The 26150-nt window shown below is 73.2% G+C and carries 17 protein-coding genes and 1 riboswitch; of the genes, 8 read left to right on the top strand and 9 right to left on the bottom strand.

Annotated features, from left to right (window positions below; translation table 11 throughout):
• The first annotated feature begins 47 nt into the window (after window positions 1-47).
• The 3 genes from ACZ52C_RS26000 to ACZ52C_RS25990 all read left to right on the top strand — a co-directional run bounded on the left by ACZ52C_RS26000 (window position 48) and on the right by ACZ52C_RS25990 (window position 3804).
• The gene (locus ACZ52C_RS26000; RefSeq protein ID WP_469077010.1) at window positions 48-1505 is read left to right on the top strand and encodes an APC family permease; all 1458 of its coding nucleotides are present in this window, start codon (window positions 48-50) and stop codon (window positions 1503-1505) included.
• Between the two features lie 68 nt (window positions 1506-1573).
• On the top strand, window positions 1574-3064 hold the full coding sequence (locus tag ACZ52C_RS25995; protein WP_469077009.1) for an aldehyde dehydrogenase: 1491 nt from the start codon (window positions 1574-1576) through the stop codon (window positions 3062-3064).
• Window positions 3061-3804, top strand: coding sequence for a gamma-glutamyl-gamma-aminobutyrate hydrolase family protein (locus ACZ52C_RS25990; protein WP_469077008.1), 744 nt, complete (start codon window positions 3061-3063; stop codon window positions 3802-3804). The genes ACZ52C_RS25995 and ACZ52C_RS25990 overlap by 4 nt, the downstream gene beginning before the upstream one ends.
• Here the strand turns inward: ACZ52C_RS25990 and cobN are convergent.
• A complete protein-coding gene (gene cobN / locus ACZ52C_RS25985) occupies window positions 3762-7394 on the bottom strand; it encodes a cobaltochelatase subunit CobN (RefSeq protein ID WP_469077007.1) in 3633 nt (1210 codons plus the stop codon). The two genes, ACZ52C_RS25990 and cobN, sit on opposite strands and share 43 nt — an antisense overlap.
• Before the next feature lie 75 nt (window positions 7395-7469).
• Window positions 7470-7600, bottom strand: a riboswitch (cobalamin riboswitch).
• 80 nt (window positions 7601-7680) lie between these two features.
• Between cobN and cobG the strand changes: the two genes are divergently transcribed.
• The 3 genes from cobG to ACZ52C_RS25970 all read left to right on the top strand — a co-directional run bounded on the left by cobG (window position 7681) and on the right by ACZ52C_RS25970 (window position 11249).
• Window positions 7681-9021: a precorrin-3B synthase gene (cobG, locus tag ACZ52C_RS25980; protein ID WP_469077164.1), complete on the top strand. Its 1341-nt coding sequence runs from the start codon at window positions 7681-7683 to the stop codon at window positions 9019-9021.
• 108 nt (window positions 9022-9129) lie between these two features.
• A complete protein-coding gene (locus tag ACZ52C_RS25975) occupies window positions 9130-9762 on the top strand; it encodes a precorrin-8X methylmutase (protein WP_239760679.1) in 633 nt (210 codons plus the stop codon).
• On the top strand, window positions 9759-11249 hold the full coding sequence (locus ACZ52C_RS25970; RefSeq protein WP_469077006.1) for a precorrin-2 C(20)-methyltransferase: 1491 nt from the start codon (window positions 9759-9761) through the stop codon (window positions 11247-11249). Before ACZ52C_RS25975 ends, ACZ52C_RS25970 begins: the two co-directional genes overlap by 4 nt.
• A gap of 63 nt (window positions 11250-11312) precedes the next feature.
• Here the strand turns inward: ACZ52C_RS25970 and ACZ52C_RS25965 are convergent, their stop codons facing one another.
• Window positions 11313-12059, bottom strand: coding sequence for a cobalt-precorrin-6A reductase (locus ACZ52C_RS25965; RefSeq protein ID WP_469077005.1), 747 nt, complete (start codon window positions 12057-12059; stop codon window positions 11313-11315).
• 18 nt (window positions 12060-12077) lie between these two features.
• On the opposite strand from ACZ52C_RS25965, the gene ACZ52C_RS25960 reads away from it, so the two are divergent.
• A complete protein-coding gene (locus tag ACZ52C_RS25960; protein WP_469077004.1) occupies window positions 12078-13229 on the top strand; it encodes a cobalt-precorrin-5B (C(1))-methyltransferase in 1152 nt (383 codons plus the stop codon).
• Here the strand turns inward: ACZ52C_RS25960 and ACZ52C_RS25955 are convergent.
• The 6 genes from ACZ52C_RS25955 to ACZ52C_RS25930 all read right to left on the bottom strand — a co-directional run bounded on the left by ACZ52C_RS25955 (window position 13226) and on the right by ACZ52C_RS25930 (window position 20893).
• Window positions 13226-14230 (bottom strand): ABC transporter substrate-binding protein, encoded by a 1005-nt coding sequence (locus ACZ52C_RS25955; RefSeq protein WP_469077003.1) that lies wholly within the window; start codon window positions 14228-14230, stop codon window positions 13226-13228. The genes ACZ52C_RS25960 and ACZ52C_RS25955 overlap by 4 nt on opposite strands.
• A gap of 32 nt (window positions 14231-14262) precedes the next feature.
• Window positions 14263-15030: an ABC transporter ATP-binding protein gene (locus tag ACZ52C_RS25950; RefSeq protein WP_469077002.1), complete on the bottom strand. Its 768-nt coding sequence runs from the start codon at window positions 15028-15030 to the stop codon at window positions 14263-14265.
• 2 nt (window positions 15031-15032) lie between these two features.
• Window positions 15033-16088 carry a FecCD family ABC transporter permease gene (locus ACZ52C_RS25945; RefSeq protein ID WP_469077001.1) on the bottom strand — a complete coding sequence of 352 codons (1056 nt, stop codon included), beginning with the start codon at window positions 16086-16088 and terminating at the stop codon, window positions 15033-15035.
• Window positions 16089-16652: 564 nt separating this feature from the next.
• Window positions 16653-17402: a precorrin-4 C(11)-methyltransferase gene (cobM, locus tag ACZ52C_RS25940; RefSeq protein WP_469077000.1), complete on the bottom strand. Its 750-nt coding sequence runs from the start codon at window positions 17400-17402 to the stop codon at window positions 16653-16655.
• Window positions 17399-18682, bottom strand: a complete 1284-nt coding sequence (gene cbiE / locus ACZ52C_RS25935) for a precorrin-6y C5,15-methyltransferase (decarboxylating) subunit CbiE (protein ID WP_469076999.1) — start codon at window positions 18680-18682, stop codon at window positions 17399-17401. Before cbiE ends, cobM begins: the two co-directional genes overlap by 4 nt.
• A 129-nt stretch (window positions 18683-18811) precedes the next feature.
• Window positions 18812-20893 carry a SpoIIE family protein phosphatase gene (locus ACZ52C_RS25930; protein WP_469076998.1) on the bottom strand — a complete coding sequence of 694 codons (2082 nt, stop codon included), beginning with the start codon at window positions 20891-20893 and terminating at the stop codon, window positions 18812-18814.
• Window positions 20894-21126: 233 nt separating this feature from the next.
• Here ACZ52C_RS25930 and ACZ52C_RS25925 point away from each other — a divergent pair, with 233 nt between their 5' ends.
• Entirely contained in the window at window positions 21127-24168 is a 3042-nt protein-coding gene (locus tag ACZ52C_RS25925; RefSeq protein WP_469076997.1) for an MGH1-like glycoside hydrolase domain-containing protein, read from the top strand.
• 90 nt (window positions 24169-24258) lie between these two features.
• On the opposite strand, the gene ACZ52C_RS25920 is transcribed toward ACZ52C_RS25925, so the two are convergent.
• Window positions 24259-25998 (bottom strand): VanW family protein, encoded by a 1740-nt coding sequence (locus ACZ52C_RS25920; RefSeq protein WP_469076996.1) that lies wholly within the window; start codon window positions 25996-25998, stop codon window positions 24259-24261.
• Window positions 25999-26150: the final 152 nt, after the last annotated feature.

Here is a 26150-nt window from a genome sequence, read left to right as displayed (position 1 = left end):
GACACGCAACCTCCCTCATCCCTCCCCGTCCCCGACAGGTGATCCGAGTGGACAGTCAGACGGCGGTCGCCCCGCACAGCTCGCACGAACCATCCACCGCAGGCAGGCTCAAGCCCGATTCCCTCGGCGTCCTGGGCATCCTCTTCTTCGTCCTCTCCGCCCAGGCCCCCCTGACCGGCATCGCCGGAGCCGTCCCCATCGCCGTCGTCATCGGCAACGGGGCCGGGGTCCCCGCCGCGTACATCGCGGCCGGCGTCGTGATCCTGCTGTTCTCCATCGGCTTCGTCACCATGGGCCGCCACGTCGTGGACGCCGGCGCCTTCTACACGTACATCGGCAAGGGACTGGGCCGCTCGGCCGGCTCCGGCAGCGCCGGCGTCGCGCTCTTCGCCTACTGCGCCATCCAGGCCGCGATGTACGGCCTGTACGGCGCCACCGTGAGCGGCCTCGTCGAGCACTACGCCGACGCGCGGATCGCCTGGTGGGTCTGGGCGCTGGTCACGATGGTGGTGGTCCAGGTCCTCGGCGCCGCCGGGATCGAGATGGGCGCCAAGGTCCTGGCCGTGTTCGTGCTGGCGGAGTTCAGCATCCTGATCGCCTTCGCCGTCGTCACCCTCGTCAAGGGCGGCGGCCCCGAGGGGCTCGGTTTCGCCGACAGCTTCTCGCCGGACGCGGCGCTCCAGGGTGCCCCCGGCGTGGCGCTGATGTTCGCCGTGGCGTCGATGTTCGGCTTCGAGGCGACCGCCATCTACGGCGAGGAGGCCAAGGAGCCGAGGAAGACGGTCCCGCGCGCCACCTATCTGTCGGTCGCGGTCGTCACCGGCTTCTTCGCCTTCACCTCGTGGATGCTGGTCTCCGCGCACGGCGCCTCCGGGGCCGCGGCCGAGGCGGGCAAGGCGTTGGAGGGCGGCGACGCCGCGGGCTGGGTCTTCGCGCCGATCGCCGCCGAGTTCGGCGCCTGGACCGGCGACGTCCTGCCCGTCCTGCTGGCCACCTCGCTGTTCGCCGGCATCCTGGCGTTCCACAACTCCGCCAACCGCTATCTGTTCTCCCTGGGCCGCGAGGGCCTGCTGCCGCGCGGACTGACCACGCTGAACGGGCGCCACTCCCCCTGGGCGGCAGGCCTCGTCCAGACCGTGATCGCGGCGGCCCTGGTCGTGCCGTTCGCGCTGCTGGGCAAGGACCCCGTGCTCACGCTGTTCTCCTGGTTCAGCGGGGTGGCCGTCCTGGCGATGATGCTGCTGTACTTCCTGACCTCGATCTCCGTGGTCGTCTTCTTCCGCCGCTCCCGCGCCGACACCCGGCCCTGGAACACCCTGATCGCGCCGGTCCTCGGCGCCCTCGGCATCGCCTGGGCGATCTGGCTGATCATCGAGAACTTCACCACGCTCATCGGCGGCGACCGGACCACCGCCGTGTGGCTGCAACTGACCGTTCCCGCGGTGCTGGTCCTCGGGCTCGTCGTGGCGCGGCTGACCCGGGGCGCCCGGGCCGCCACGGACTGACCGCCGCCCCCGACGCGCCCGCACCCGCCCTCACACCCGCCCCCGCCAGGACAAGAAGAGGAGAGCCGATGCCCGCCCCCGCCCACGACGCCCTGCTCCGTCGCGCCGAGGAACTGGAGCTGCCCGACCGGCACCACATCGACGGACAGGACGAGCCGGGCGGGGGCGCCTCCTTCGCCGTCGTGTCGCCCCGCGACGGGCGGACCCTCGTCGAGGTCGCCGACGCCGGGAGCGCCGAGGTCGACCTGGCCGTGGCCGCCGCCCGCCGCGCCTTCGACACCGGCCCCTGGCCCCGGCTGGCCCCCGCCGACCGCGGCCGGACGCTCCTGCGCATCGCCGAACTCCTCGAGGAACAGCGGGAGAAGCTCGCCCTGACCATCACCCTGGAGATGGGCAAGCCGTACACGGAGGCGCACGACATCGAACTGCGGGCGGCGATCACCACCTTCCGCTGGTACGGGCAGCTGGCCGACAAACTCACCGACGAGTCGCCCCACACCGCGCCCGACGCCCTGGCCCTGGTCACCCGGGAACCCTCCGGTGTCGTGGGCGCGGTGGTGCCGTGGAACTTCCCCCTCACGCTGGCGAGCTGGAAGGTCGCCCCGGCGCTGGCGGCCGGCTGCACGGTCGTCCTGAAGCCGTCGGAGAACTCCCCGCTGTCCGCCCTGCTGCTCGGCCGGATCGCCACCGAGGCGGGACTGCCGCCGGGCGTCCTCAACGTCGTCACCGGGGACGGACCGACTGCCGGACGCGCCCTCGGGCTCCACCCGGGCGTGGACGTCCTGGCGTTCACCGGGTCCACGGCGGTCGGGCGGCACTTCCTGCGCCACGCCGCCGACTCCAACCTCAAGCGCGTCTGGCTGGAGCTGGGCGGCAAGTCGCCGAACATCATCCTTCCCGACGCCCCCGACCTGGAGAAGGCCGCCGCCACGGCGGCCTGGGGCATCTTCTTCAACCAGGGCGAGATGTGCACCGCGCCCTCCCGGCTCCTGGTGCACTCCTCCGTCGCCGAACGCGTCACCGAGGCGATCGTGGCCCGCGCCCGGGAACTGCGCGTCGGCGACCCGCTCGACCCGGACACCGAGATGGGCGCCCTGGTCGGCGAGGACCACCTGGAGCGCGTGCGGGACCATGTCGCCACCGGCCTGACCGAGGGTGCCCGCCTGCGCGCGGGCGGCTCCCGGACCCGCGCCGAAACCGGCGGCAGCTATCTGGAGCCCACCGTCTTCGACCGGGTGGACCCCGGTATGCGGCTGGCCCGCGAGGAGATCTTCGGCCCGGTCCTGTCCGTGCTCGCCTTCGACGACGTCGACGAGGCCGTGCGGCTGGCCAACGCCACCGAGTACGGACTCGCCGCCGGCCTGTGGACCTCCGACCTGACCACCGCCCACCGCGTCTCGCGTGCGCTGCGGGCCGGAACGGTGTGGGTCAACTGCTACGAGGAGGGCGACCTGACCGTGCCGTTCGGCGGCATGAAGCAGTCGGGCAACGGCCGTGACAAGTCCGCCCACGCCCTGGAGAAGTACACCGAGCTGAAGACGACCTGGATCCAGCTGTGACCCGGCCCCTGATCGCGATACCCGCCCGCTTCGCCGCCACGACCTCCGCGCTGCGGTACGCCGCCGAGGTCAACGCCCGCGCGCTGGTCGAGGCCGTGTGGCGGGCGGGCGGTGAACCCGCGAGCATCCACCCGGCGGCCGACGGCGACGTGGCCGAGCGCCTCGCCCGCTTCGACGGCGTGCTGCTGCCCGGCGGCGGCGACCTCGCCCCGTACCGCTACGGCGCCACGGACACCCACGCCAGCGTCTACGACGTCGACGAGGTGCAGGACGCCTTCGACCTCGACGTCGCCCGCACCGCCCTGCACGCGGGCCTCCCGCTGCTGGCGGTCTGCCGGGGCCTCCAGGTCGTCAACGTCGCCCTCGGCGGCACCCTGGAACAGGACATGGGCGGCCCGGAACACGAGCACCGCCACCTCGTGCACCCGGTGGCGGTCCGGCGCGGCACCCTGCTGGAACAGGCCGCCGGAGCGCAGAAGGCGGAGGCGTCCTGCTACCACCACCAGCGGGTGGACCGACCGGCCGAGGGTCTGGAGGTCACCGCCCGCGCCGCCGACGGCACGGTGGAAGGACTGGAACTCCCCGGCTCCCCCGGCTGGTTCACCGCCGTTCAGTGGCACCCCGAGGACACCGCCGAAGAGGACCCCGTGCAGCAGGCCCTCTTCGACGCCCTCGTCCGGGCCGCCGACGCCAGGCGTCAGTCCTCGCCGCCCTCCAGATCGCCCTCGGTCTCCAGGTAGACCTGGCGCAGACCCTCCAGCACCGCCGGGTCGGGCTTCTCCCACATCCCGCGCGACTCCGCCTCCAGCAGCCGCTCGGCGATGCCGTGCAAGGCCCAGGGGTTGGCCTGCTGGAGGAACTCCCGGTTGGTCTCGTCCAGGACGTAGGTCTCGGTGAGCTTGTCGTACATCCAGTCGGCGATCACGCCGGTGGTGGCGTCGTAGCCGAACAGGTAGTCGACGGTGGCGGCGAGTTCGAAGGCGCCCTTGTAGCCGTGGCGGCGCATCGCCTCGATCCACTTGGGGTTGACGACGCGGGCGCGGAACACCCGGGACGTCTCCTCGACGAGGGTGCGGGTGCGGACCGTCTCGGGCCGGGTGGAGTCGCCGATGTACGCCTCGGGGGCCGTGCCGCGCAGCGCGCGGACGGTGGCCACCATGCCTCCGTGGTACTGGAAGTAGTCGTCGGAGTCGGCGATGTCGTGCTCGCGGGTGTCGGTGTTCTTCGCGGCCACCTCGATCCGCTTGTAGGCGGTCTCCATCTCCTCGCGGGCCGGGCGGCCGTCCAGTTCCCGGCCGTAGGCGTAACCGCCCCAGACCGTGTAGACCTCGGCGAGGTCGGCGTCGGTGCGCCAGTCGCGGGAGTCGATGAGCTGGAGCAGTCCGGCGCCGTACGTGCCGGGCCGGGAGCCGAAGATCCGGGTGGTGGCCCGGCGTTCGTCGCCGTGGGAGGCGAGGTCCGCCTGGACGTGCGCCCGGACGTGATTGGCCTCGGCCGGCTCGTCGAGCGACGCGGCGAGCCGTACGGCGTCGTCGAGCAGCCCGATGGTGTGCGGGAACGCGTCCCGGAAGAAGCCCGAGATCCGCAGGGTGACGTCGATACGGGGACGGCCCAACTCCTCGGCCGGGATGGCCTCCAGACCGGTCACGCGGCGGGAGGCGTCGTCCCAGACGGGGCGGACGCCGAGCAGGGCGAGTGCCTCGGCGACGTCGTCGCCGGCCGTGCGCATCGCGCTCGTACCCCACAACGACAGCCCCACCGACGTGGGCCATTCGCCGTTGTCCGCGCGGTAGCGCTCCAGCAGGGAGTCGGCGAGGGCCTGGCCGGTCTCCCAGGCGAGGCGGGAGGGGACGGCCTTGGGGTCGACGGAGTAGAAGTTCCGGCCGGTCGGCAGGACGTTGACCAGGCCGCGCAGCGGGGAGCCGGAGGGGCCCGCCGGGACGAAGCCGCCGTTGAGGGCGTGGACGACGTGGTGGAGTTCGGCGGTGGTGGCCTTCAGACGCGGAACGACCTCGCGGGCGGCGAACTCCAGGATGGCGGTGACCTGTTCGCCGTGCTCGTCGGGGACGGAGTCCGGGTCCCAGCCGAGGTCCTCCATCCGCTGGACCAGCTCGCGCGCCTTCGCCTCCGCCTCGTCGGCCGTCGTACGGGTGGCGGCGGACTCGTCGAGGCCGAGCGCCTCGCGCAGGCCGGGCAGGGCCTGGGTGCCGCCCCAGATCTGGCGGGCGCGCAGGATGGCGAGGACGAGGTTGACGCGGTCGGCGTCCGCCGGGGGGTTGCCGAGGACATGCAGCCCGTCGCGGATCTGGGCGTCCTTGACCTCGCAGAGCCAGCCGTCGACGTGCAGCAGGAAGTCGTCGAAACCGTCGTCCTCCGGCCGGTCGTCCAGGCCGAGGTCGTGGTCGAGCTTGGCGGCCTGGATGAGGGTCCAGATCTGGGCGCGGATCGCGGGGAGCTTCGCCGGGTCCATGGAGGAGATCTGGGCGTACTCGTCGAGGAGCTGCTCCAGGCGCGCGATGTCGCCGTAGGAGTCCGCGCGGGCCATCGGCGGCACCAGGTGGTCGACGAGGGTGGCGTGGACGCGGCGCTTGGCCTGGGTGCCCTCGCCCGGGTCGTTGACCAGGAAGGGGTAGATCAGGGGCAGGTCGCCGAGGGCGGCGTCGGGGCCGCAGGCGGCGGACAGGCCCGCGTTCTTGCCGGGCAGCCACTCCAGGTTGCCGTGCTTGCCGAGGTGGATCATCGCGTCGGCGCCGAAGCCGCCGTCGTCGGCGCGGGCCGCGATCCAGCGGTAGGCGGCCAGGTAGTGGTGGGAGGGCGGCAGGTCCGGGTCGTGGTAGATCGCGATCGGGTTCTCGCCGAAGCCGCGCGGCGGCTGGATGAGGATCAGCAGATTGCCGAAGCGCAGGGCCGCGAGGACGATGTCGCCCTCCGGGTTGGCGCTGCGGTCGACGAACATCTCGCCGGGCGGCGGGCCCCAGTGCTCCTCGACGGACGTGCGCAGTTCCTCGGGGAGTTCGGCGTACCAGCGGCGGTAGTCGGCGGCCGGGATCCGGACCGGGTTGCGGGCGAGCTGCTCCTCGGTGAGCCAGTCCTGGTCGTGGCCACCCGCCTCGATGAGGGCGCGGATCAGCTCGTCGCCGTCGCCGGAGGCCAGGCCCGGCACCTCGGCGTCGGTGCCGAAGTCGTAGCCCTCCTCGCGCAGGCGGCGCAGCAGGGCGACCGCGCTGGCGGGGGTGTCCAGGCCGACCGCGTTGCCGATGCGGGAGTGCTTGGTCGGGTAGGCGGACAGGACGAGCGCGAGGCGCTTGTCGGCGTTGGCGATGTGCCGAAGTCGCGCGTGCCGTACGGCGATCCCGGCGACGCGGGCGGCGCGCTCGGGGTCGGCGACATAGGCCGGCAGGCCGTCCTCGTCGATCTCCTTGAAGGAGAACGGGACGGTGATCAGGCGGCCGTCGAACTCGGGGACGGCGATCTGGCTGGCCGCGTCGAGCGGGGAGACCCCCTCGTCGCTCTCCTCCCAGGCGGAACGCGAACCGGTCAGGCACAGAGCCTGGAGGATCGGTACGTCGAGGCCGGTCAGGGCGCCCGCGTCCCAGGACTCGTCGTCGCCGCCGGCCGACGCCTCGGCGGGCTTGGTGCCGCCGGCGGCGAGCACCGTGGTGACGATGGCGTCAGCGGCGCGGAGTTCCTCGATCAGCTCGGGCTCCGGGGCCCGCAGGGAGGCCACGTAGAGCGGGAGCGCGCGGGCCCCGGTGTCCTCGATCGCCTCGCACAGCGCGTCCACGAAGGCGGTGTTGCCGCTCATGTGGTGGGCCCGGTAGTAGAGCACGGCGACGGTCGGGCCGTCGGCGGTGTCGCGGGCGGTGCGCTCCAGCGGGCCCCAGGAGGGCGCGGCCGCCGGCGCGTCGAAGCCGTGGCCGGTGAGCAGGACGGTGTCGGAGAGGAAGCGGGCCAGTTGCTCCAGGTTGGCGGGTCCGCCGTGGGCGAGATAGGCGTGGGCCTCGGCGGCGATGCCGACCGGGACGGTCGAGGCGGCCATCAGCTGGGCGTCGGGCGCCTGTTCACCGGTGAGGACGACGACCGGGCGGCCGTCGGCGAGCAGGAGGTCGAGGCCGTCCTGCCAGGCGCGGATGCCACCGAGGAGGCGCACGACGACCAGGTCGGTGCCGTCGAGGAGAGCCGGGAGGTCGTCCAGGGCGAGGCGCGAGGGGTTGGCGAAGCGGTAGGGGACCGGGCCGGCGGCCGCGCGGGCGCTGAGCAGGTCGGTGTCGGACGTCGACAGGAGCAGGATGCGGGGCTGCGCGGAGCGCTCCCCGGACGATGACTGCATGCGGCTGCTGGCCTTCCTCGGGGTCCGCGCCCCGGGCGGTGTCGAATCGGAAGTCTCCCCTGCTCGGACGGGCCGAGGGGTACGGGGAAGGGAGTTCCTGACTCGCCCGACCCTCCTGGGACGGGCTCACAGTGGCGGGACCGCGCCGGACTCACACCGGGCTTCCTCCCCTGTCGCCGTGGTGGCGTCGATGGACCGGATGATCCACCGAGCAGCATAGTAAGGGTCGCCTCAAAAGGAAGGCTGCCCCAAAAGGGCGGAGGATACGTCCGTTGTGCCGGTGGGTATGCTCGCCGCCATGTCCACGCCTCCCCCGCGTTCATCGTCCCAGGCCACAGCGGTCACACGGGACCGTGGCGACGCCTGCCCGGGGACGCTGCGGCTGCATGCGGCGGACGACGGGGCGTTGGCCCGGGTCCGGGTGCCCGGCGGTGTGCTGACCGTCCGCCAGGCCGAGGCGCTCGCGGAGGCGGCCGGGCGGCTCGGGGACGGTGATCTTCACCTCACTTCCCGCGGCAATGTGCAGCTGCGCGGACTGGCCGACGGCTGCGGGGGCGAGCTGGCCGGGTCGCTGGACGCGGCGGGCCTGTTGCCGTCCGCCGGGCACGAGCGGGTGCGCAACATCGTCGCCTCGCCGCTGTCCGGTCTCGACGGACGCGGTCTGCGCGACGTACGGCGCTGGCTGACCGCCCTGGACACCGCGCTGTGCGAGAGCGAGCCGGCGCGGCGGTTGTCGGGCCGGTTCCTGTTCGCGCTCGACGACGGGCGGGGCGACGTGGCCTCGCTGGACGCCGATGTGACCGTCCGGGCGGCCGGGGGCGACGGTGCGCTGCTGAGCCTGGGGACGGCCGGCGAGAGCCTGTCGGTCCGCGGCGAGGACGCGGCCCGGGCCGCGCTGACCGCCGCCGAGACCTTCCTTCAGGCGGCGCGGGAGAGCGGGGCGCGGGTCTGGCGTGTGACCGAACTCCCTTCCCAGGACGCGCTGCTCCGCGAGGTCCGGGACCGCCTGTCGGCCGCCGGCGTCGCCACCGCGCTCCGGGTCCGTGACGAGAGCGGTACGGCCACGCCCGGACCCGACGGACCACCCTCCGGACCCGGCGGCCCGTTGCCGGGAGCCGTCGGCGACGCCCTCTGCGTCCACGTCCCGCTCGGTCGCCTCACCCCCCTCCAGTGGCGGGAGTTGACCGCTCTCGCGGCCACGACACCCTCCCGTGAGCTGCGGCTGACGCCCTGGCGCGGGGTCGTCGTCCCCGTACCGGGTCTGGGCGAGGAGCAGACGGCCGACGCGCTCGCCCGGCTCGCGGTGACCGGTCTCGTCACCGATCCCGCCTCCCCCTGGCTGGGCGTGGGCGCCTGTATCGGCCGGCCCGGCTGCGCGAAGTCCCTGGCGGACGTACGGGCGGACGCGACCGGCAGCCTGGAGGCGGCGGGCCGCGCGGGACTCCCCCTGTACTGGTCCGGCTGCGAGCGCCGCTGCGGCCACCCCCGGGGCGAACGGATCGACGTGGTGGCGGTGGAGGGCGGCGGCTACGCGCTCTCCCGCACCGCCCCCGGCCGAAGCCCCCGCACCGCGTCCATGGCGGACGCCTCCCGACTCGCCGACGCCCTGGGGGAGATCACCCCCTGACGGCCGAGAACCCGCACGACACGCACGACGCACGACACGCACACGAGCACGCGCACGACCCGCACGAACGACCCCCGTACGACGACCGAGAGCAGCGAGAAGACCACCGTGACCACCTACGACTACGAGAAGGACGGCCCGGCGATCTACCGGCAGTCCTTCGCCACCATCCGCGCGGAGGCGGACCTCGCGGCCCTGCCCGCCGATGTCAGCCAGGTCGCGGTCCGGATGATCCACGCCTGCGGAATGGTCGACCTGGTACGGGACTTGACGTACACCCCCGACGTGGTGGCCCGCGCCCGCGAGGCCCTGCGGGCCGGGGCGCCCATCTTCACCGACGTCAAGATGGTGGCCAGCGGGGTGACCCGCAAGCGGTTGCCCGCCGACAACGACGTGCTGTGCACGCTCTCCGACCCGGCCGTCCCCGCGCTGGCGGCGAAGCTGGGCACCACGCGCAGCGCCGCCGCGCTGGAGCTGTGGCGGGACCGCCTGGAGGGCTCGGTGGTGGCCGTGGGCAACGCGCCCACCGCGCTCTTCCGGCTGCTGGAGATGATCGACGAGGGCGCGCCCCGGCCCGCCGCCGTCATCGGTGTGCCGGTCGGCTTCGTCGGCGCCGCCGAGTCCAAGGACGCGCTGGCGGAGCATCCGTCGGGCCTGGAGCACCTGGTCGTCCGCGGCCGTCGCGGCGGGAGCGCCATCGCCGCCGCCGCGCTCAACGCGATCGCGAGTGAGGAAGAGTGAGCGGCAAGCTGTACGGGGTGGGGCTCGGCCCCGGTGACCCGTCCCTGATGACCGTCCGGGCCGTCGAGGTGATCTCCGAGGCGGACGTGATCGCGTATCACAGCGCCCGGCACGGCCGTTCCATCGCCCGCTCGATCGCGGCGAAACATCTGCGCGCCGACCACATCGAGGAGCGGCTGGTATATCCGTTGACGACGGAGACCACCGACCACCCGGGCGGCTACAAGGGCGCGATGGAGGAGTTCTACGCGGAGGCGTCGGCCCGGCTGGCCGCGCACCTGGACGCGGGGCGTACGGTCGCGGTCCTCGCGGAGGGCGACCCGATGTTCTACGGCTCCTACATGCACATGCACAAGCGGCTGGTCGACCGCTACGACACCGAGGTGATCCCCGGTGTCACGTCCGTTTCGGCCGCCGCGGCCCGGCTCGGCACTCCGCTCGCCGAGGGCGAGGAGGTGCTGACGATCCTGCCGGGCACCTTGCCGGAGGAGGAACTGACCGCGCGGCTCGCCGCCACGGACGTGGCCGTGGTGATGAAGCTGGGGCGCACCTTCACCAAGGTGCGGAGCGCGCTGGAGAGTTCGGGGCGGCTCGGCGAGGCCCGCTATGTGGAGCGGGCCACCATGGCCGGGGAGCGGCTCGCCGAACTGGCGGACGTGGACCCGGAGTCGGTGCCGTACTTCTCGGTGGCCGTGCTGCCCAGCCAGGTCGACGTCGAGCGGCCCGAGGCCCGGGAGCGGGGCGAGGTCGTGGTGGTCGGGACCGGGCCCGCCGGTCCGCTGTGGCTGACGCCCGAGACGCGGGGCGCGCTCGCCGCCGCCGACGACCTCGTCGGCTACACCACCTATCTGGACCGGGTGCCGCGCCGGGCGGGTCAGGTGCGGCACGGCTCGGACAACCGGGTCGAGTCGGAGCGTGCCGAGTTCGCCCTCGACCTGGCCCGGCGCGGGCGGCGGGTCGCGGTCGTCTCCGGGGGCGACCCGGGGGTCTTCGCCATGGCGACGGCCGTGCTGGAGGTCGCCTCGCAGGAGGAGTACGCGGACGTGCCGGTGCGGGTGCTGCCGGGGGTGACCGCCGCCAACGCGGCCGCCGCCCGCGCGGGCGCCCCGCTCGGCCACGACTACGCCACGATCTCCCTCTCGGACCGGCTCAAGCCGTGGGAGGTCATCGCCGAGCGGCTGCGCGCGGCGGCCTCGGCGGACCTGGTGCTCGCGCTCTACAACCCCGGTTCGCACAGCCGCACCTGGCAGGTGGGCAAGGCACGCGAGCTGCTCCTCGAACACCGGGCGCCGGACACCCCGGTCGTGGTCGCCCGGGACGTGGGGGGCTCCGGCGAGCGGGTGCGGATCGTACGGCTGGCGGACCTGGACCCGGCCGAGGTCGACATGCGGACCATCCTGCTGGTCGGCTCCTCCCAGACCCGGATGGTCCGGCGCGGGGACGGCGAGCAGATCGTGTGGACGCCCCGCCGGTATCCGGAGGCGTGAGCGGGACGAGGGCGTGCGGCGGACGGGCGTGAGCGGGGCGGGAGTGCGTGCGGCGGACGGGCGTCAGCGGGCGTGGAGGCGCTCGCCCACCCAGCGGGCCGCCGCCTCCGGGTCCGCCACCACGGGTACGTCCTCGGGCACGGGCGGCCGGCGCACCACGACCACCGGGAGCCCCGCCTCGCGCGCGGCGGTCAGTTTGGGCGCGGTCGCCGCTCCCCCGCTGTCCTTCGTCACGACGACGTCGACGCGGTGGCGGCGCAGCAGCTCCCGCTCCCCGTCGAGGGTGAAGGGGCCCCGGTCGAGCAGCACCTCCGTCCGGGCCGGGTACGGGGCCTCGGGCGGGTCCACGGACCGGACGAGGAACCACAGGTCGTCCAGGGCGGCGAACGCGGCCAGGCCCATGCGCCCGGTGGTGAGGAACACCCGCCGCCCGAGCGTCGGCAGCAGCCGCGCCGCCTCCGTCAGTGAGCCGACGTCGTGCCAGTCGTCACCCGCGCCCGGCACCCAGCCGGGCCTGCGCAGCGCGAGCAGGGGAACATGGGTCGTGGCGGCCGCCTGTGCCGCGTGGAAACTCATGGTCCCGGCGAAAGGATGGGTGGCGTCGATGAACGCGTCCACCCCGTGCTCACACAGCCAGGCCGCCAGCCCCTCGGCCCCGCCGAAGCCGCCGACGCGGACCTCGCCCGGGGGCAGCCGGGGGCTGGCGACCCGTCCGGCGAGGGAACTGGTCAGGCGGACGCCCGGGGTGGCGTGCAGCAGTTCGGCCAGGCGGCGGGCCTCCGTGGTTCCGCCGAGTATCAGTACGTGCATGGGAGTCCGGGTCCGTTCATGAGCGGTGACGAGAAGCAGGGTGCCGACGGGGGCGGCGGTGCGGCGAAGGGCGGTCGCGCGGCCCAACTCAAGCACACCGGTCTGCGGCACGGCTGGACGACCGGTGCCTGTGCGACGGCGGCCACGACGGCGGCGTACACCGCGCTGCTGACGGGCGAGTTCCCGGACCCGGTGACGATCACCCTGCCGAAGGGCCAGACCCCGGCGTTCGCGCTCGCGGCCGAGGAGCTGACCGGTGACAGCGCGATGGCGGGGATCGTGAAGGACGCGGGCGACGACCCGGACGTCACGCACGGCGCGCTGGTCCGGGCCACGGTACGGCTGCTGCCCGCCGGGTCGGGGGTGGTCTTCCGGGCGGGCCCCGGGGTCGGCACGATCACCCGTCCCGGCCTGCCCCTGCCCGTCGGCGAACCGGCCGTGAACCCGGTCCCCCGCCAGATGATGCGGGACCACGTCGCCGAGGTGGCCGCCCGCCACGGCGGCACCGGTGACGTCGAGATCACCGTCTCCGTCGACCACGGCGAGGAGATCGCCCGCTCCACCTGGAACCCCCGTCTCGGCATCCTCGGCGGCCTGTCCATCCTCGGCACCACCGGGATCGTCGTGCCGTACTCCTGCTCGGCGTGGATCGACTCCATCCGGCGGGGCGTGGACGTGGCGCGGGCGGCCGGGCGCACACATCTCGCCGGGTGCACGGGGTCGACGTCGGAGAAGACGGTCGTCGCCGAGTACGCGCTGCCGGAGGACGCGCTGCTCGACATGGGCGACTTCGCGGGGGCGGTCCTGAAGTACGTGCGCCGCCATCCGGTGGACCGGCTGACCATCTGCGGCGGTTTCGCCAAGCTCTCCAAACTCGCCGCCGGCCATCTCGACCTGCACTCCGCCCGCTCCCAGGTCGACAAGGGCTTCCTCGCCGACCTCGCCCGCCGCGGCGGCGCCGACGAGACCCTCGCCGCGGCGGTCGCCGGGGCCAACACCGGACTCGCCACGCTCCAGCTCTGCCAGGCAGCCGGGGTGCCGCTCGGCGACCTGGTGGCGACGACGGCCCGCGACGAGGCCCTGGCCGTGCTGCGGGGCGCGCCCGTCGCGGTCGACGTCATCTGCATCGACCGCGCGGGCACGGTGGTGGGCCGCAGCGAGGTGCGCTAGCCCTCCTTCGCGACGGTGCGCAGGTAGGCGCCGAGGCGGGCGACGGCCGACGGGTTGCGGGGGCTCTCGACGAGGTCGGCGTAGTCGAGGACGAAGATCCGCTTGTGCCTGATCGCGGAGACGTCGCGCAGCGGGGCGTAGGAGAGGAGGAACTTCTTCTTCTGCTCGGCGCTGACGTCGCCGTAGTCGCAGATCACGATGGCGTCCGGGTTCCGCTGGACGACGCTCTCCCAGCCGACGGTGGTCCAGGAGTCCTCGACGTCGTGCATGACGTTGACGCCGCCGGCCTCGGTGATGATCTGCTCGGGGGCGGCGTAGCGGCCGGAGGTGAAGGGCTGGTCCTGGCCGCTGTCGTAGAGGAAGACCTTGGGCCTGTGCGCGGGAGCCTGCGCGCGCACGCCGGCGATCTGCTGCTTGAAGTCGGCGATCAGCGTGGCCGCCCGCTGCTCGACGCCGAACAGCTTCCCGAGGTTGGTGAGGTCGGTGTAGAGGGCGTCGAGGGGCGGCATGATGCCGCGCGAGGTCCCGGTCCGCCCGTTGCGGCAGGACTCGGTGAGGATGTACGAGGGGACGCCGAGCTTCTCCAGGGCGTCCGGGGTGAAGCCGGCGTCCTCGCGGAAGCCGTAGTTCCAGCCGGCGAAGACGAGGTCGGCCCTGGCGTCGAGGACGTTCTCCTTGGTGAGCTGGTCCTTCGACAGCCACTTCACCTCGTCGTAGCCGTCCTTCCAGGGCACCCCGCGCAGATCGCCCTTGTCGTCGGGCATGGCGAACCCGGCCATGCGGTCCTCCAGGCCGAGGGCGAACATCAGCTCGGTGATGCCGACGTCGTTGGTGACGACGCGCTCGGGGACCTTGTCGAAGGTGATCTCGCGCCCGCAGTTGGTGAGGGTGACCGCCTTCCCGGCGGACCGGGCTCCGGCGTCGGCGGACGGTTCGACGGTCGCGCCGCAGCCGGTGGCGGTCGCGGCGAGACAGAGGGCGGCGGCGAGCAGCTTGCGCATGAGGGTCCTCGGGGAGGGAGTGGTCGGGGGTGTCAGGCGGCGGGCGGGAGCAGGTCGAACAGGAGTTGGACGGCGCCGGTCTCCGGGTGCCGTACGGGGTGGGCGCGGACCCCGAACACCTCGGCGAGCAGGTCGGGGCGCAGGACGTCGTGGGGCGGGCCGGAGTCGACGATCCGGCCGCCCGCGATCACGTACAGGACGTCGCAGTGCGCGGCGGCGAGGTTGAGGTCGTGCAGGGCGGCGAGCACGGTGACGCCGCTGTCGCGGACCAGGGACAGCACGTCCAGCTGGTGGGCGATGTCCAGGTGGTTGGTGGGTTCGTCGAGGACGAGCACCTGCGGCTGCTGGGCGAGGGCGCGGGCGAGCAGGACGCGCTGCTTCTCGCCGCCGGACAGGGCCAGGAACCCCCGGTCGGCGAGATGGTCCACGCCCGTGCGGCTCATGGCCCGGGCGCAGATCTCCGCGTCGGAGGCGGCCGTCCGGTCCCGGTGCGGCAGCCGGCCCATGGCGACCACCTCGGCGACGGTGAAGTCGAACTCGGCGGTCGACTCCTGCGGCAGCGCGGCCAGCAGCCGGGCGGCGTGCCGCGCCGGCATGGCGTGCGCGTCGTCCCCGTCCAGCCGCACCGCGCCGGCGGCCGGGCGCAGCGCCCGGTAGACGCACCGCAGGAGGGTGGACTTGCCGCTGCCGTTCGGGCCGACGAGCCCGACGAACGCCCCGCTCGCGGCGGTGAGCCGGATGTCGTCGACGAGCCGGGCGCCCGCGGCCTCGACCGTCACCCCGTCGATGTCGAGTCGCATGGTCAGCGGCCTCCGAACGCGTAGCCGCCGCGCCGCATCAGCAGCAGGAAGGCGGGGACCCCCACCACGGCGGTGACGACCCCGACGGGCAGTTCGGCGGGGGCGAGCAGCAGCCGGGAGAGCACGTCCGCCCACACCAGCAGCACGGCGCCGACGAGCGGGGCCACCGCCAGCACCCGGCGGTGGTCGGCGCCGACCAGCATCCGCACGACGTGCGGCACCATCAGCCCGACGAACCCGATGGCCCCGCTGACCGCGACCACGGTCCCGGTCACGGCGGCGGTGAGGAGGAACAGTTCCCGGCGCAGCCGCTCCGGCCGGACGCCGAGCGCGGCGGAGGTCTCGTCGCCCATGGCGAGGGCGTTGAGCGACTCGGCCCGCCGCCGCAGCCAGGCCCAGCCCGCCGCGACGGTCACGGCGACGATCGGCACCTGCGCCCAGGTCGCGCCGCCCAGGCTGCCGAGGAGCCACATCAGCGCCGACCGGGCCGCCTCGCCCCGCGCCGCGCCGAACACCATGACCGTGGTGACCGCCTCGAAGCCGTACGCCAGTGCCGTCCCGGTCAGGACCAGGCGCAGCGGGGTGAGCCCGTGGGGCGAGCGGGCCACGGCGTACACCAGGGCCATGGCGGCGAGGGCCGAGAGGAACGCGGAGGCGGACAGCGCCCAGATCCCGAGTCCGGCGAACGCGCCGAGCAGGATGACCGCGTTGGCGCCCACCGCCGCGCCGGAGGAGATGCCGAGCACGAACGGGTCGCCGAGCGCGTTGCGCACGATCGCCTGGACGGCCACGCCGACGGCGGCGAGCCCGGCACCGACGACGGCGCCGAGCACGACCCGGGGCAGCCGGATCTCCCAGACGATGGTGTACGAGGCGGCGTCGTCGTCGTGCAGGGTCCCGCCGGTGACACCGGCCCAGAGCAGCCGCAGGACGTCCGGCCAGCCGATGCCGGCGGCGCCCAGGCCGGTGCCGGCGACGAGCGACAGCAGCAGCAGGAGCGCGAGGCCGGTCAAGAGTGGGGGCAGGGGTATTCGGCTGGGGGCGGGGCTGCGGCGCACGGTCGGGGCGGTCCTTCGCCTGGGGCCGCCTGACGGACGTCGGTCGAGGAACGGCCCGTACGGCGCGGGGGCCGTGCGGTCCCCTCTCGCAGTCCACGGCGAGCGTTCAACGGGTCGCACCACCCACGGGCGATCGGGCTCGCGCGACGGACTACCGGTTGTCGCGCACACCGTTGCGGGTCAGCGCCGGGTTCTCACCGGACTTCCCCCGCGGGAGGCAAGGGGAGCGTAGCACCGGGGGCCGGGGCGCCTGGCAGCTCGGGGGTGCGGGTGCGTGGGCGGCTGCGGGTGGGTCGTGGTTGCTCGCGCAGTTCCCCGCGCCCCTGAAAAGCCGGGGCTGCGCCCCGTGCTTTTCAGCCCGCAGCCCCGTCACCTTCCAGGCCCGCAGCCCCGTCACCTTCCAGGCCCGCAGCCCCGTCACCTTCCAGGCCCGCAGGGCCGTGGTCTTTCAGGCCCGCAGGGCCTGGTCTTTCAGGGGCGCGGGGAACTGCGCGAGCAACCACGACCCACCCGCACCCGACAACGCGCCGCAACCCCCCACGCACCCTCCCCCTCGCCTCCCCCTCAGCACTCGTGCCGGTCCCGCCCCGGCGAGTACAGGTGGCTGTCGCGGAACTGCGAAGCCCCCAGCGTCCGCCCGACCATGATCACAGCCGTGCGCAGCACCCCCGCCTCCTTCACCAGCCCGGCGATCTCCTCCAGCGTGCCCCGGATGACGACCTCGTCGGGCCGGGAGGCGTACGCGACGACGGCGACGGGACAGTCGGCGCCGTAGTGCGGGAGGAGTTCCTCGACGACCCGGTCCACGTAGCGGACGGCCAGGTGCAGCACGATGAGCGCCCCGCTGCGGCCGAGGGTGGCGAGGTCCTCGCCGTCCGGCATGGGCGTGGCCCGCTGGGCGACGCGGGTGAGGATCACGGTCTGGCCGACCGTCGGCACGGTCAGCTCCCGCTTCAGGGAGGCCGCCGCCGCGGCGAAGGCGGGCACGCCCGGCACCACCTCGTACGGCACCCCGGCCGCGTCCAGCCGCCGCATCTGCTCGGCGACCGCGCTGAACACGGAGGGGTCCCCGGAGTGCAGCCGGGCCACGTCGTGGCCCTCCTCGTGCGCACGGACCAGTTCGGCGGTGATCTGGTCCAGGTCGAGCCGGGCGGTGTCCACGAGCCGGGCGTCCGACGGGCATTCGGCGAGCAGTTCGCGGGGGACGAGGCTGCCGGCGTACAGGCAGACCTGGCAGGCGGCGAGCCGGCGGGCACCACGGACCGTGATCAGGTCGGCGGCGCCGGGGCCGGCGCCGATGAAGTACACGGTCATCTGTCTGCCTCCGAAGCGGTGTCGCGGGGGTCGAGGGGGGCGAAGGGTCTGCGGGCCGCCCACTGGGTCACCGGCATGGCCTGCCGCCATCCGGTGAAGCCGCCCACGGGCACGGCCTGCGCCACCGCGAGCCGTACCAGTTCGCCGCCGTGGTGGCGGTGGGCCTCGGCGAGCAGCGCCTCGGACTCCAGGGTCACGGTGTTGGCGACCAGCCGTCCCCCTGCGGGCAGTGCGGCCCAGCAGGCGTCGAGCAGGCCGGTCGCGGTGAGGCCGCCGCCGATGAACACGGCGTCCGGGCACGGCAGTTCGGCCAGTGCGGCGGGCGCGGCCCCGGTGACGACCCGCAGTCCGGGCACGCCGAGCCGGTCGGCGTTACGGGTGATGCGCGCGGCCCGTACGGGGTCGCGTTCGACGGTGACGGCCCGGCAGGAGGGGTGGGTGCGCATCCACTCGATCGCGATCGAGCCGGATCCGCCGCCGACGTCCCAGAGCAGTTCGCCGGGGGCCGGGGCGAGCGCGGCCAGGGTGGCGGCGCGCACATACCGTTTGGTGAGCTGCCCGTCGTGCTCGTACGCCTCGTCGGGCAGGCCGGGGACGGCGCCGAGCCGGAGGGCGTCCGGGGCCCGCCGGCACTCGACGGCGACGATGTTGAGGGGGTCGCCGGGCGGCCGGGTGTGCGTCCAGTCGTCGGCGGTGGCCGGGTCGCCGATCCTTTCCCGTTCGCCGCCGAGCTGTTCCAGGACACGTATCCGGCTCGGCCCGAAGCCACGGTCCCGCAGCAGGGCCGCGACCTCGGCGGGCGTGCCGGCGTCCGCGCTCAGTACCAGCAGCCGGCGTCCGTCGTGCAGGGCGGCGGCGAGCCTGGGTGCGGGCCGCCCGACGAGCGTGACGACCTCGACGTCCTCCAGCGGCCAGCCGAGGCGGGCCGCCGCGTGGGAGACGGAGGAGGGGTGCGGCAGGACGCGCAGCCGGTCACCGGCCTCCTCGGCGAGGGCGCGGCCGATGCCGTAGAACATGGGGTCCCCGCTGGCGAGGACGGCTATCCGGCGGCCGTGGTGCGCGGCGAGCAGGGCGGGGACGGCGGGCCGCAGGGGCGAGGGCCAGGCGATCCGCTCGCCCGCGCACTCCGGGGGCAGCAGGTCGAGCTGGCGGGGGCCGCCGATCAGGACCTCGGCGTCGCGCAGGGCCTCCCGGGAGGCGTCCGGGACGCCTCGCCAGCCGTCGGCTCCGAGTCCGACGACGGTGACGGCGTACGGCGGTCCTGGTCGTGCGGGGGTCACTGCGTGCTACCTCGGCGGTTCGGGGACGGCTCTCGGGGACGACAGAGGCGCACTCTACTGGGCGGTGACCTGCGCGCCTCTGCCCGGGGGCCGGTCGGGCGGCGGGCGTGCGGTCGTCGTCGTGGCGGCTCAGGCGACCGGTGGGCACCGGCCGCCACGTCGGGCGAGGAGCAGCGCCACGTCGTCGTTGCGCTCGTGGCCGAGGGCGCCGAGGAGCATGTCGCAGGTCTCCTCCAGGGGGAGCCCGGCGTCGTCCAGCAGTTCGAGCAGGCGTTGCAGTCCCGTCGCGACGGGCGTCGCGCGGCTCTCCACCAGGCCGTCCGTGAACAGCACGAGCAGCGCCCCCTCGGCGAGTTCCCGCTCCTCGACGGTGAACGGCACGCCCCCCACGCCGAGCGGCACCCCGCCGGCGACGTCGAGGAGTTCGGCTCCGCCCCGCGGGTCGACCAGGACCGGTGGCAGGTGGCCGGCGCGCGAGAGCTGGCAGCGGCCGTGCCGGGGGTCGCAGACGACGTAGAGGCAGGTGGCCAGGGTGTCGGTGTCGCCGAGGGAGGCGGCGAGGCCGTCGAGGTGGTGGAGGAGTTCGGCCGGCGGCAGGTCGAGCCGGGCGAGGGCGCGGGTGGCGGTTCGCAGCTGGCCCATGATCGCGGCGGCGTGCACCCCCTTGCCCATGACGTCGCCGACGACGAGTCCGACCTTGCCGTCCTTGAGCGGCAGCACGTCGAACCAGTCCCCGCCCACCTCGCTGATGGCGGGCACATAGCGGGAGGCGATCTCGATGCCGCCGTGCTGCGGTGGCTCCTGGGACAGCAGGCTGCGCTGGAGGGTGAGCGCGATGTCGCGTTCGCGGCCGTACAGGCGGGCGTTGTCGACGCAGATGGCGGCGCGTGCGGCCAGTTCGGTGGCGAGGGTGAGGTCCTGGTCGTCGAAGGGCCGGGGGCCGGTCGTGCGGTACAGGCTGAGCGTGCCCAGGACCTCGCCGCGTGCCATGAGCGGGACCACCAGACAGGAGTGGACGCCGGCGCGCCGCAGTGCCCGCGCCGCGGCCTCGTCGCGGGCGATGCGCCGGACCGCCGCGTCGTCCACGTGCTCCAGCAGGATCGGCCGCGCTTCGCGCACGCACTGGGTGACCAGCCGGGACGAGCTGTACTGGGCGGGCTCCCCGACCGGGTCCGGGATCTCCATCGCGTCGGTGGGACGGTTCGCCTTGAGGGCGAGCGCCCAGAAGTCGAGGGAGCCGTCCGTGCGGGGCGCGGCCGTGCCGCCGGGGTTGACCACCGCGTCCAGTACGTCGACGGCCGCGAGGTCGGCGAGGGTAGGAACGGCCACGTCGGCGAGTTCCCGTGCCGTGCGACGCAGGTCGAGCGTGGTGCCGATGCGGACGCCGGCGTCGGCGATCACCGCCAGGCGTTCGCGGGCCTTGGCGACCTCGGTCGTGGCCCGCTGCCGCTCGGAGATGTCGATGATCGCCATCGCGAGGCCCAGGACCCGGCCGTTGGCGTCCTGGATCCGGTGGTACGACTCGGAGTAGGCGTGCTCCTCGCCGTCGGCGGCCGTCCGTCCGACCGTCTGCTGGTCCAGCAGGGGCTCGCCGGTCCAGAGGACCCGCCGCATCCGTGACTCGATGGCCTCGACGTCGAGGGCGGGCAGCACCTCGCCGACGCGGCGGCCAAGGACGGCCTCCTCGGGGACGCCGTTGATGCGTTCCAGTGACGGGTTGACCCGCACCCACCGCAGATCGGTGTCGAACACCGCGATGCCGACCGGTGACTGGCTGACCAGGATGTGGGAGAGGGCCAGGTCCCGCTCCACGTCGCGCACGGTGTCGGCGTCGGTGCCCAGGCCGAGGGCGTGGATGTCGCCGCGGGCGTCGCGCAGCTGCATGGTGCGGAACTCCACGCGGCGGGTGGAGCCGTCCTTGTGCCGTACGGGGAAGACACCGGCCCAGCGGGCGCCCGTCCGTACGCGGTCGAACAGTTCGTGCGCCAGGGGCCGGTGGTCGGGGTCCACCAGCAGGGCGCCCGCGTCCTGGCCCAGCGCCTCCTCGGCGGTGAAGCCGAGCAGGGACTCGGCTTCGGGGCTCCACAGCACGATCCGGCCGTCGCTGCCGAGGACGAGGGCCGCCACCCGCAGCACATCCAGCAGCCCACCCGGCGCGGCGGTGACGCGGTCCTGTCCACCGCTCCCGCTCCGGGTCTCTTCCTCAGGCATACCGGGGCTCCTTCCGGCGGGGCACAGGGGTGCGCTCACCCCTTCCGCCGGGTTCCCTGTCAGTCATACCTCCCTCGGCAGGGGACCGCACGCCCGCGCGAGCGTGCGGCGAACCGGCCCCGCGAACTCTGGTCACCACTCTTGACTTCCCCCGATCAGCGCCATTAGCGTCTGGCAGCTTTTCGAACAACGTTCGTAATTTCGAACGCTTCGATCCACCGCATGAGTGCCCAATGGAGGACACCTCTATGCGTCATCCCCGCAGACCCGAGCGCCGCGTGCTGGCCGTCCTGTGCGCCTCGGTGTTGTCCGTCGGCCTGCTGTCGGCCGGCCCGGGAGCGAGTCCGGCGCTGGCCGCCGACGACCCCAATGCGGTCGCCCTGGACAAGGACGCGATCCTCGCGGCCAACCAGCTGGACGAGCGCCAGTGGTACAAGGACAACATCCCGTTCCTGGACACCCCCGACAACGACATCGACGAGGTCTACTACTACCGGTGGAGCACCTTCAAACGGGCGCTGCGCTACACCGTCCCGGGCACGGGGTACGTGTCGACCGAGTACGACGTGCCGATCGGCTACGCCGGGAACCCGTACACCGCGCTGCCGGACGCGACCGGCTACCACCTGCTGGACGGGCGCTGGCTGCACAACCGCGACTACGCGGGCGACTACCTGGACTTCTGGCTGCGCGGGGCGGGCAATTCGGGTGCGCGCAACTTCAGTGAGTGGATCACGAGCGCCGCGTACCAGCGCTATCTCGTGACCGGGGACGCCGCGCAGATCAAGTCCGCGCTGCCGCATCTGATCGCGCTCTACAAGCGGTGGGACTCCAACTTCGACGCCGACGTCACGGTGAACGGCACACAGTCCTCAAGCGACCTGTTCCACCAGACCCCGTTGTCGGACGCCACGGAGTACACCGAGACGTCGATGCACAGCAGCAACTGGTTCAGCGGCGGCCGCGGTTACCGGCCCACGATCAACGCGTACATGTTCGCCGCCGCCCAGGCCCTCAGCAAGATCGCCACGATGACCGGGGACACGGCGACCGCGACCGAGTACGACGGCAAGGCCGCGCAGCTCAAGGCCGCCGTGCAGAACTCCCTGTGGGACCCGCAGCGGAACTTCTTCATGCAGGTCTACAACACGGACGGCACCAACGGCACGCTGAAGCAGACCCGGACGACCTGGCGCGAGGCGATGGGGTACGCGCCCTGGGCGTTCAACCTCCCCGACGCGCAGTACTCGTCGGCGTGGAAGTACCTGACCGACGCCAAGCGGTTCAAGGCGCCGTTCGGGCCGACGACCCTGGAGCGGGTGCACGACTTCGAGGCCGAGCAGGCCGCCGTCGTCCACGCGAACGTCCAGAGCTCCTCGACGGCATCCAACGGCAAGTACATCGGACAGATCGACTTCGACGACAGCGCGGTCACCTTCACCGTGGACGCGCCCGGGGCCGGCACGTACCCGGTCACGGTCCACTACGCCAACGCCACCTCCGCCACCTCCACCCACAAGGTCGTCGTGAACGGGGACACGGCCACCCCGGTCACCGTGAGCTACCCCGCCGGGGGCAGTTGGGGCCAGTTCTCGGAGTCGAAGTCCGTCACCGTCCAGGTCCCGATGAAGGCCGGCGCCAACACGCTGAAGTTCACCAAGGGCACCGGCTTCGCCGAGCTGGACCGGATCACCGCCAACCCGTACTTCGACTACGAGGCGATACCGGCCGAGCAGAAGCGCGACGACGCCAACTGCTGCCACTGGAACGGCCCGAGCTGGCCCTACCAGACGAGCCAGATCCTGACCGGCCTGGCGAACCTGCTGCAGGACTACCCCGCGCAGAGCTTCGTCACCAAGGCCGACTACCAGACGATGCTGGCCCAGTTCGCCGACCTCCAGCACAAGGACGGCAAGCCCTATGTCGCCGAGGCCGCCAACGGCGACACCGGCGAGTGGATCTACGACGGGTTCAACTTCAGCGAGCACTACAACCACTCCAGCTTCAACGACCTGGTGCTCTCCGGTCTGCTGGGCATCAAGCCGCAGGCGAACGACACACTGGTACTGAAGCCGCTGGTGCCGTCCGGCTGGGACTGGTTCGCGGTGGAGAGCCTCCCCTACCACGGGCACACCTACTCGATCCGCTGGGACCGGGACGGCTCGCACTACGGCAAGGGCAGCGGCCTGCAGATCTTCCAGGACGGGCAACGCATCCACCAGTCCTCGACGATCGGCACCGGCACGACCGTGAACGTGGCCGCGCCGGTCACCCCGGCACAGCCCGCCCGCCTGATGAACGTGGCCGCCAACCCGCTGACCGCCGAGCAGGACTGGCTGGGCCGCACGATCACCCAGCCGTACCCGAAGGCCTTCGCCTCCTACACCAACACCGTCTCCAACGGCCCGCACTGCCACAGCGGCCAGACCTGCAAGCCCACCACCTTCGACGCCCCGCTGCGGGCCACCGACGGCTGGATCCGCTACGACAAGATCCCGGACAACCGCTGGACCAACTCCGGCTCGCCCAACGCCACCGACCACCTCGGCGTCGACTTCGGGGCTCCTCGCAAGATCAACGAGGTGAAGTTCTACACCTACGACGACGGCGCGAACATCCGCGTCCCGGCGAGCTACACCGTGCAGTACCTCAAGGACGGGGCCTGGGTGAACGTGCCCAGCCAGACGAAGAGCCCGGCGACACCGGTCGCGAACAACCCCAACGAGGTGACCTTCCCGACGATCACCACGTCCCAGTTCCGGGTGGTCCTCACCCCGCAGGCGGGCAAGTTCGTCGGCGTCACCGAGCTGGAGTCCTGGTACCCCGAGACACCCCGGGTGAAGATCACCAACAAGAACAGCGGCCTGGAACTCGGCATCGCCGGCTCCTCGATCGCCGCCGGAGGCGCCGTCCAGCAGCAGACCGCCGCGAGCGGCGACAACCACTGGTGGAAGGTCGTCCCCGCCGAGAACGGCTACTACAAGATCTTCAACACCAACAGCGGACAGGTCCTCGGCATCAAGGACGCCTCCAAAACCGCCGGGGCCACCGCGCTCCAGTGGGGTGACACCCTGACCGCCGACCATCTGTGGTCGATCGTCGACGCCGGCGGCGGGTACGCCAAGATCGTCAACAAGAACAGCGGCATGGTCCTCGGCATCCAGAGCATGTCCACGTCGTCCGGGGCCCAGGCCCTGCAGTGGGACGACACCGGAACCGCCGACCACCTGTGGAGGATCGCCGCGGAGGACGGCTCCACACCGTTCACCTCGTGAACCCCGTCCGCCGCGGCCCTCCACGGCCGCGGCGGACCCGCCACTCGGGCGGCGCCGAGCGCCGCCCGCCCGCCTGTCCCCGGGTGCCGCCTATCGGGCGTCGGGCCGGTCGGCCCCGGCTTCCTCGGGGGCTTCGCAGGTGATCTCGTCGCGCGGGGTGTAGTGGGTGCGGAACGGCTCCCGCTTCACCGCCCTGCCGTCGTCGTAGAAGACCCGTTCGACAGTGACGTCGAAGCCTTCGAGCGGTGTCTGCGGCACGCACTTCTCGTCGGTGCTCACCTTCTTCTCCGGCGGCTTCACCCCGGTCCGGGGTCCCTTCACCGACTTGACGTCGTCGTACTTCCGGGTGCCGAGGAAGGTGACGGTCACCGAGGTGTCGGTGGCCTCGGCCTGGATGTAGAGGGCGTGACCGGAGTCGTTGGTGAACCGGAGATCGAGGCTGCCCCAGGCGACCGTCGCCTCACGGCCCTCCGGGTACCGCTCGATGTAGAACGAGTGGGCGCCGTGCTCCACCGGCTTCACCCCGGCGAAGAACATGGCGTTGTACACGGTGGTGGCCATGGCGGAGACACCACCGCCGGCCGCCTTGGTGAACTGGTCGTCGAGGATCATGACGCCCTCGACGAAGCCGTTGGCCTCGGTGCGCTGCCCCACGGTGCGGTTGAAGCTCCAGGTCTCGTCGGGCATGACGAGGGAGCCGTTGATGAGCTGGGCGGCCCGCCCGATGTTCTTCGTGCGGTACGCGGCCGGCTCGAAGTGGACGGTGAAGGACGACATCTTCTCCGTCAGCCCCAGGCGCGCCGCGTTCTCCCGGGTCACCTGGGGCTGGATCCGCCGTACGGCCACCTCACCGGTACGGGCCGTGCCCGCTTCGGTGAGCAGCGGCAGCACGGCGCCGCTCAGCGCCCGGTCGGTGACCTGTACGCCGGTCCGGGCGTCGTCGGCCACCACCACCCGGTCGCCGTCGAGCCGCAGTCCGGCGTCGCGGGCCGTGGCGGTGACGCCGGCCAGGGGGCCGGCCACCTCGGGCTCCGCGCGCAGGCCCTTCCCATCCAGCTCGGGGACGAGCCTGCCGGAGTCGTCCGGCCGCATCGTCAGGTGCTCGCCCACGACGGCCGGGCCGATCGTGAACCGGCTGCCGCCCGCGGTGAGGGTGACGGGCGCCGACATGGCCGGCCGCGCGAACTCGCGCACCGCCCGCCGCACCTCCGCCGCGCCCACCTTCGGCTCGGTCACCTGTGCGGGCAGGGCCGTGACCGTGCCCGCCGTGCGGCGCAGGAAGGAGGTCCGCAGGGTGCCGACGGCGGCGTCCACGTCCAGTGCGTAGCCCCGGTGCGGGGTGACCTGCTCGACCCGCCCGCCCTCGAAGGTCACGGCCCCGTCGTCGACCCGCTGGTCGAGGTTCTTCGCCAGCTTCCCGAGTGCGGCGCGGGCCTTTCCCTCGTCCAGGTGGACGACCGGCTCGATGTCACCGCCCGAGCGGAAGAGGCCGCCGATCATGCCGAGCGGATCGGAGGCCGTGCGGGCCGCCCGGTCGACGGTCCGCTCGGCGTCGAAGGTGAGTCCGGCCTGCCGGGGCTCGACGCTCCCACGGCGATCGCCGACCTTCACGGCCAGTTCCCGCGAGCCGGCCGCCGCCAGGTGGTCGTCCAGTTCGCGGACGGCCTCGGTGCGGCTGAGGCCGCCGATGTCCACCCCGCGCACGGTCGTGCCCGACTCGATCTCACCACCGGTGACGAGCAGGCCGGCCAGATACAGACCGCCGACACCGACGGTCAGCGCACCGCCGGCCAGGGCGAGGGGCGGCACGGAGGCTATTCGAGGGCGCATGGGTCTCCCGGGCGGGGATCGGGGTGCGGCACGCTCGACGACGCACCACCACGAAAAGGGGCAAGCACCTCAAGCTACCTATAAGGAATGACCGGATCATATGTCGCAGATCACTTGCGGCAGCCTGGCCGGTGGAGCGCGGTGCCCCATCA

This window comes from Streptomyces sp. NPDC034049, from assembly GCF_055575575.1.
Note: the sequence above shows the minus strand (reverse complement) of the source record. Positions and strands in the feature narration are given on the sequence as shown.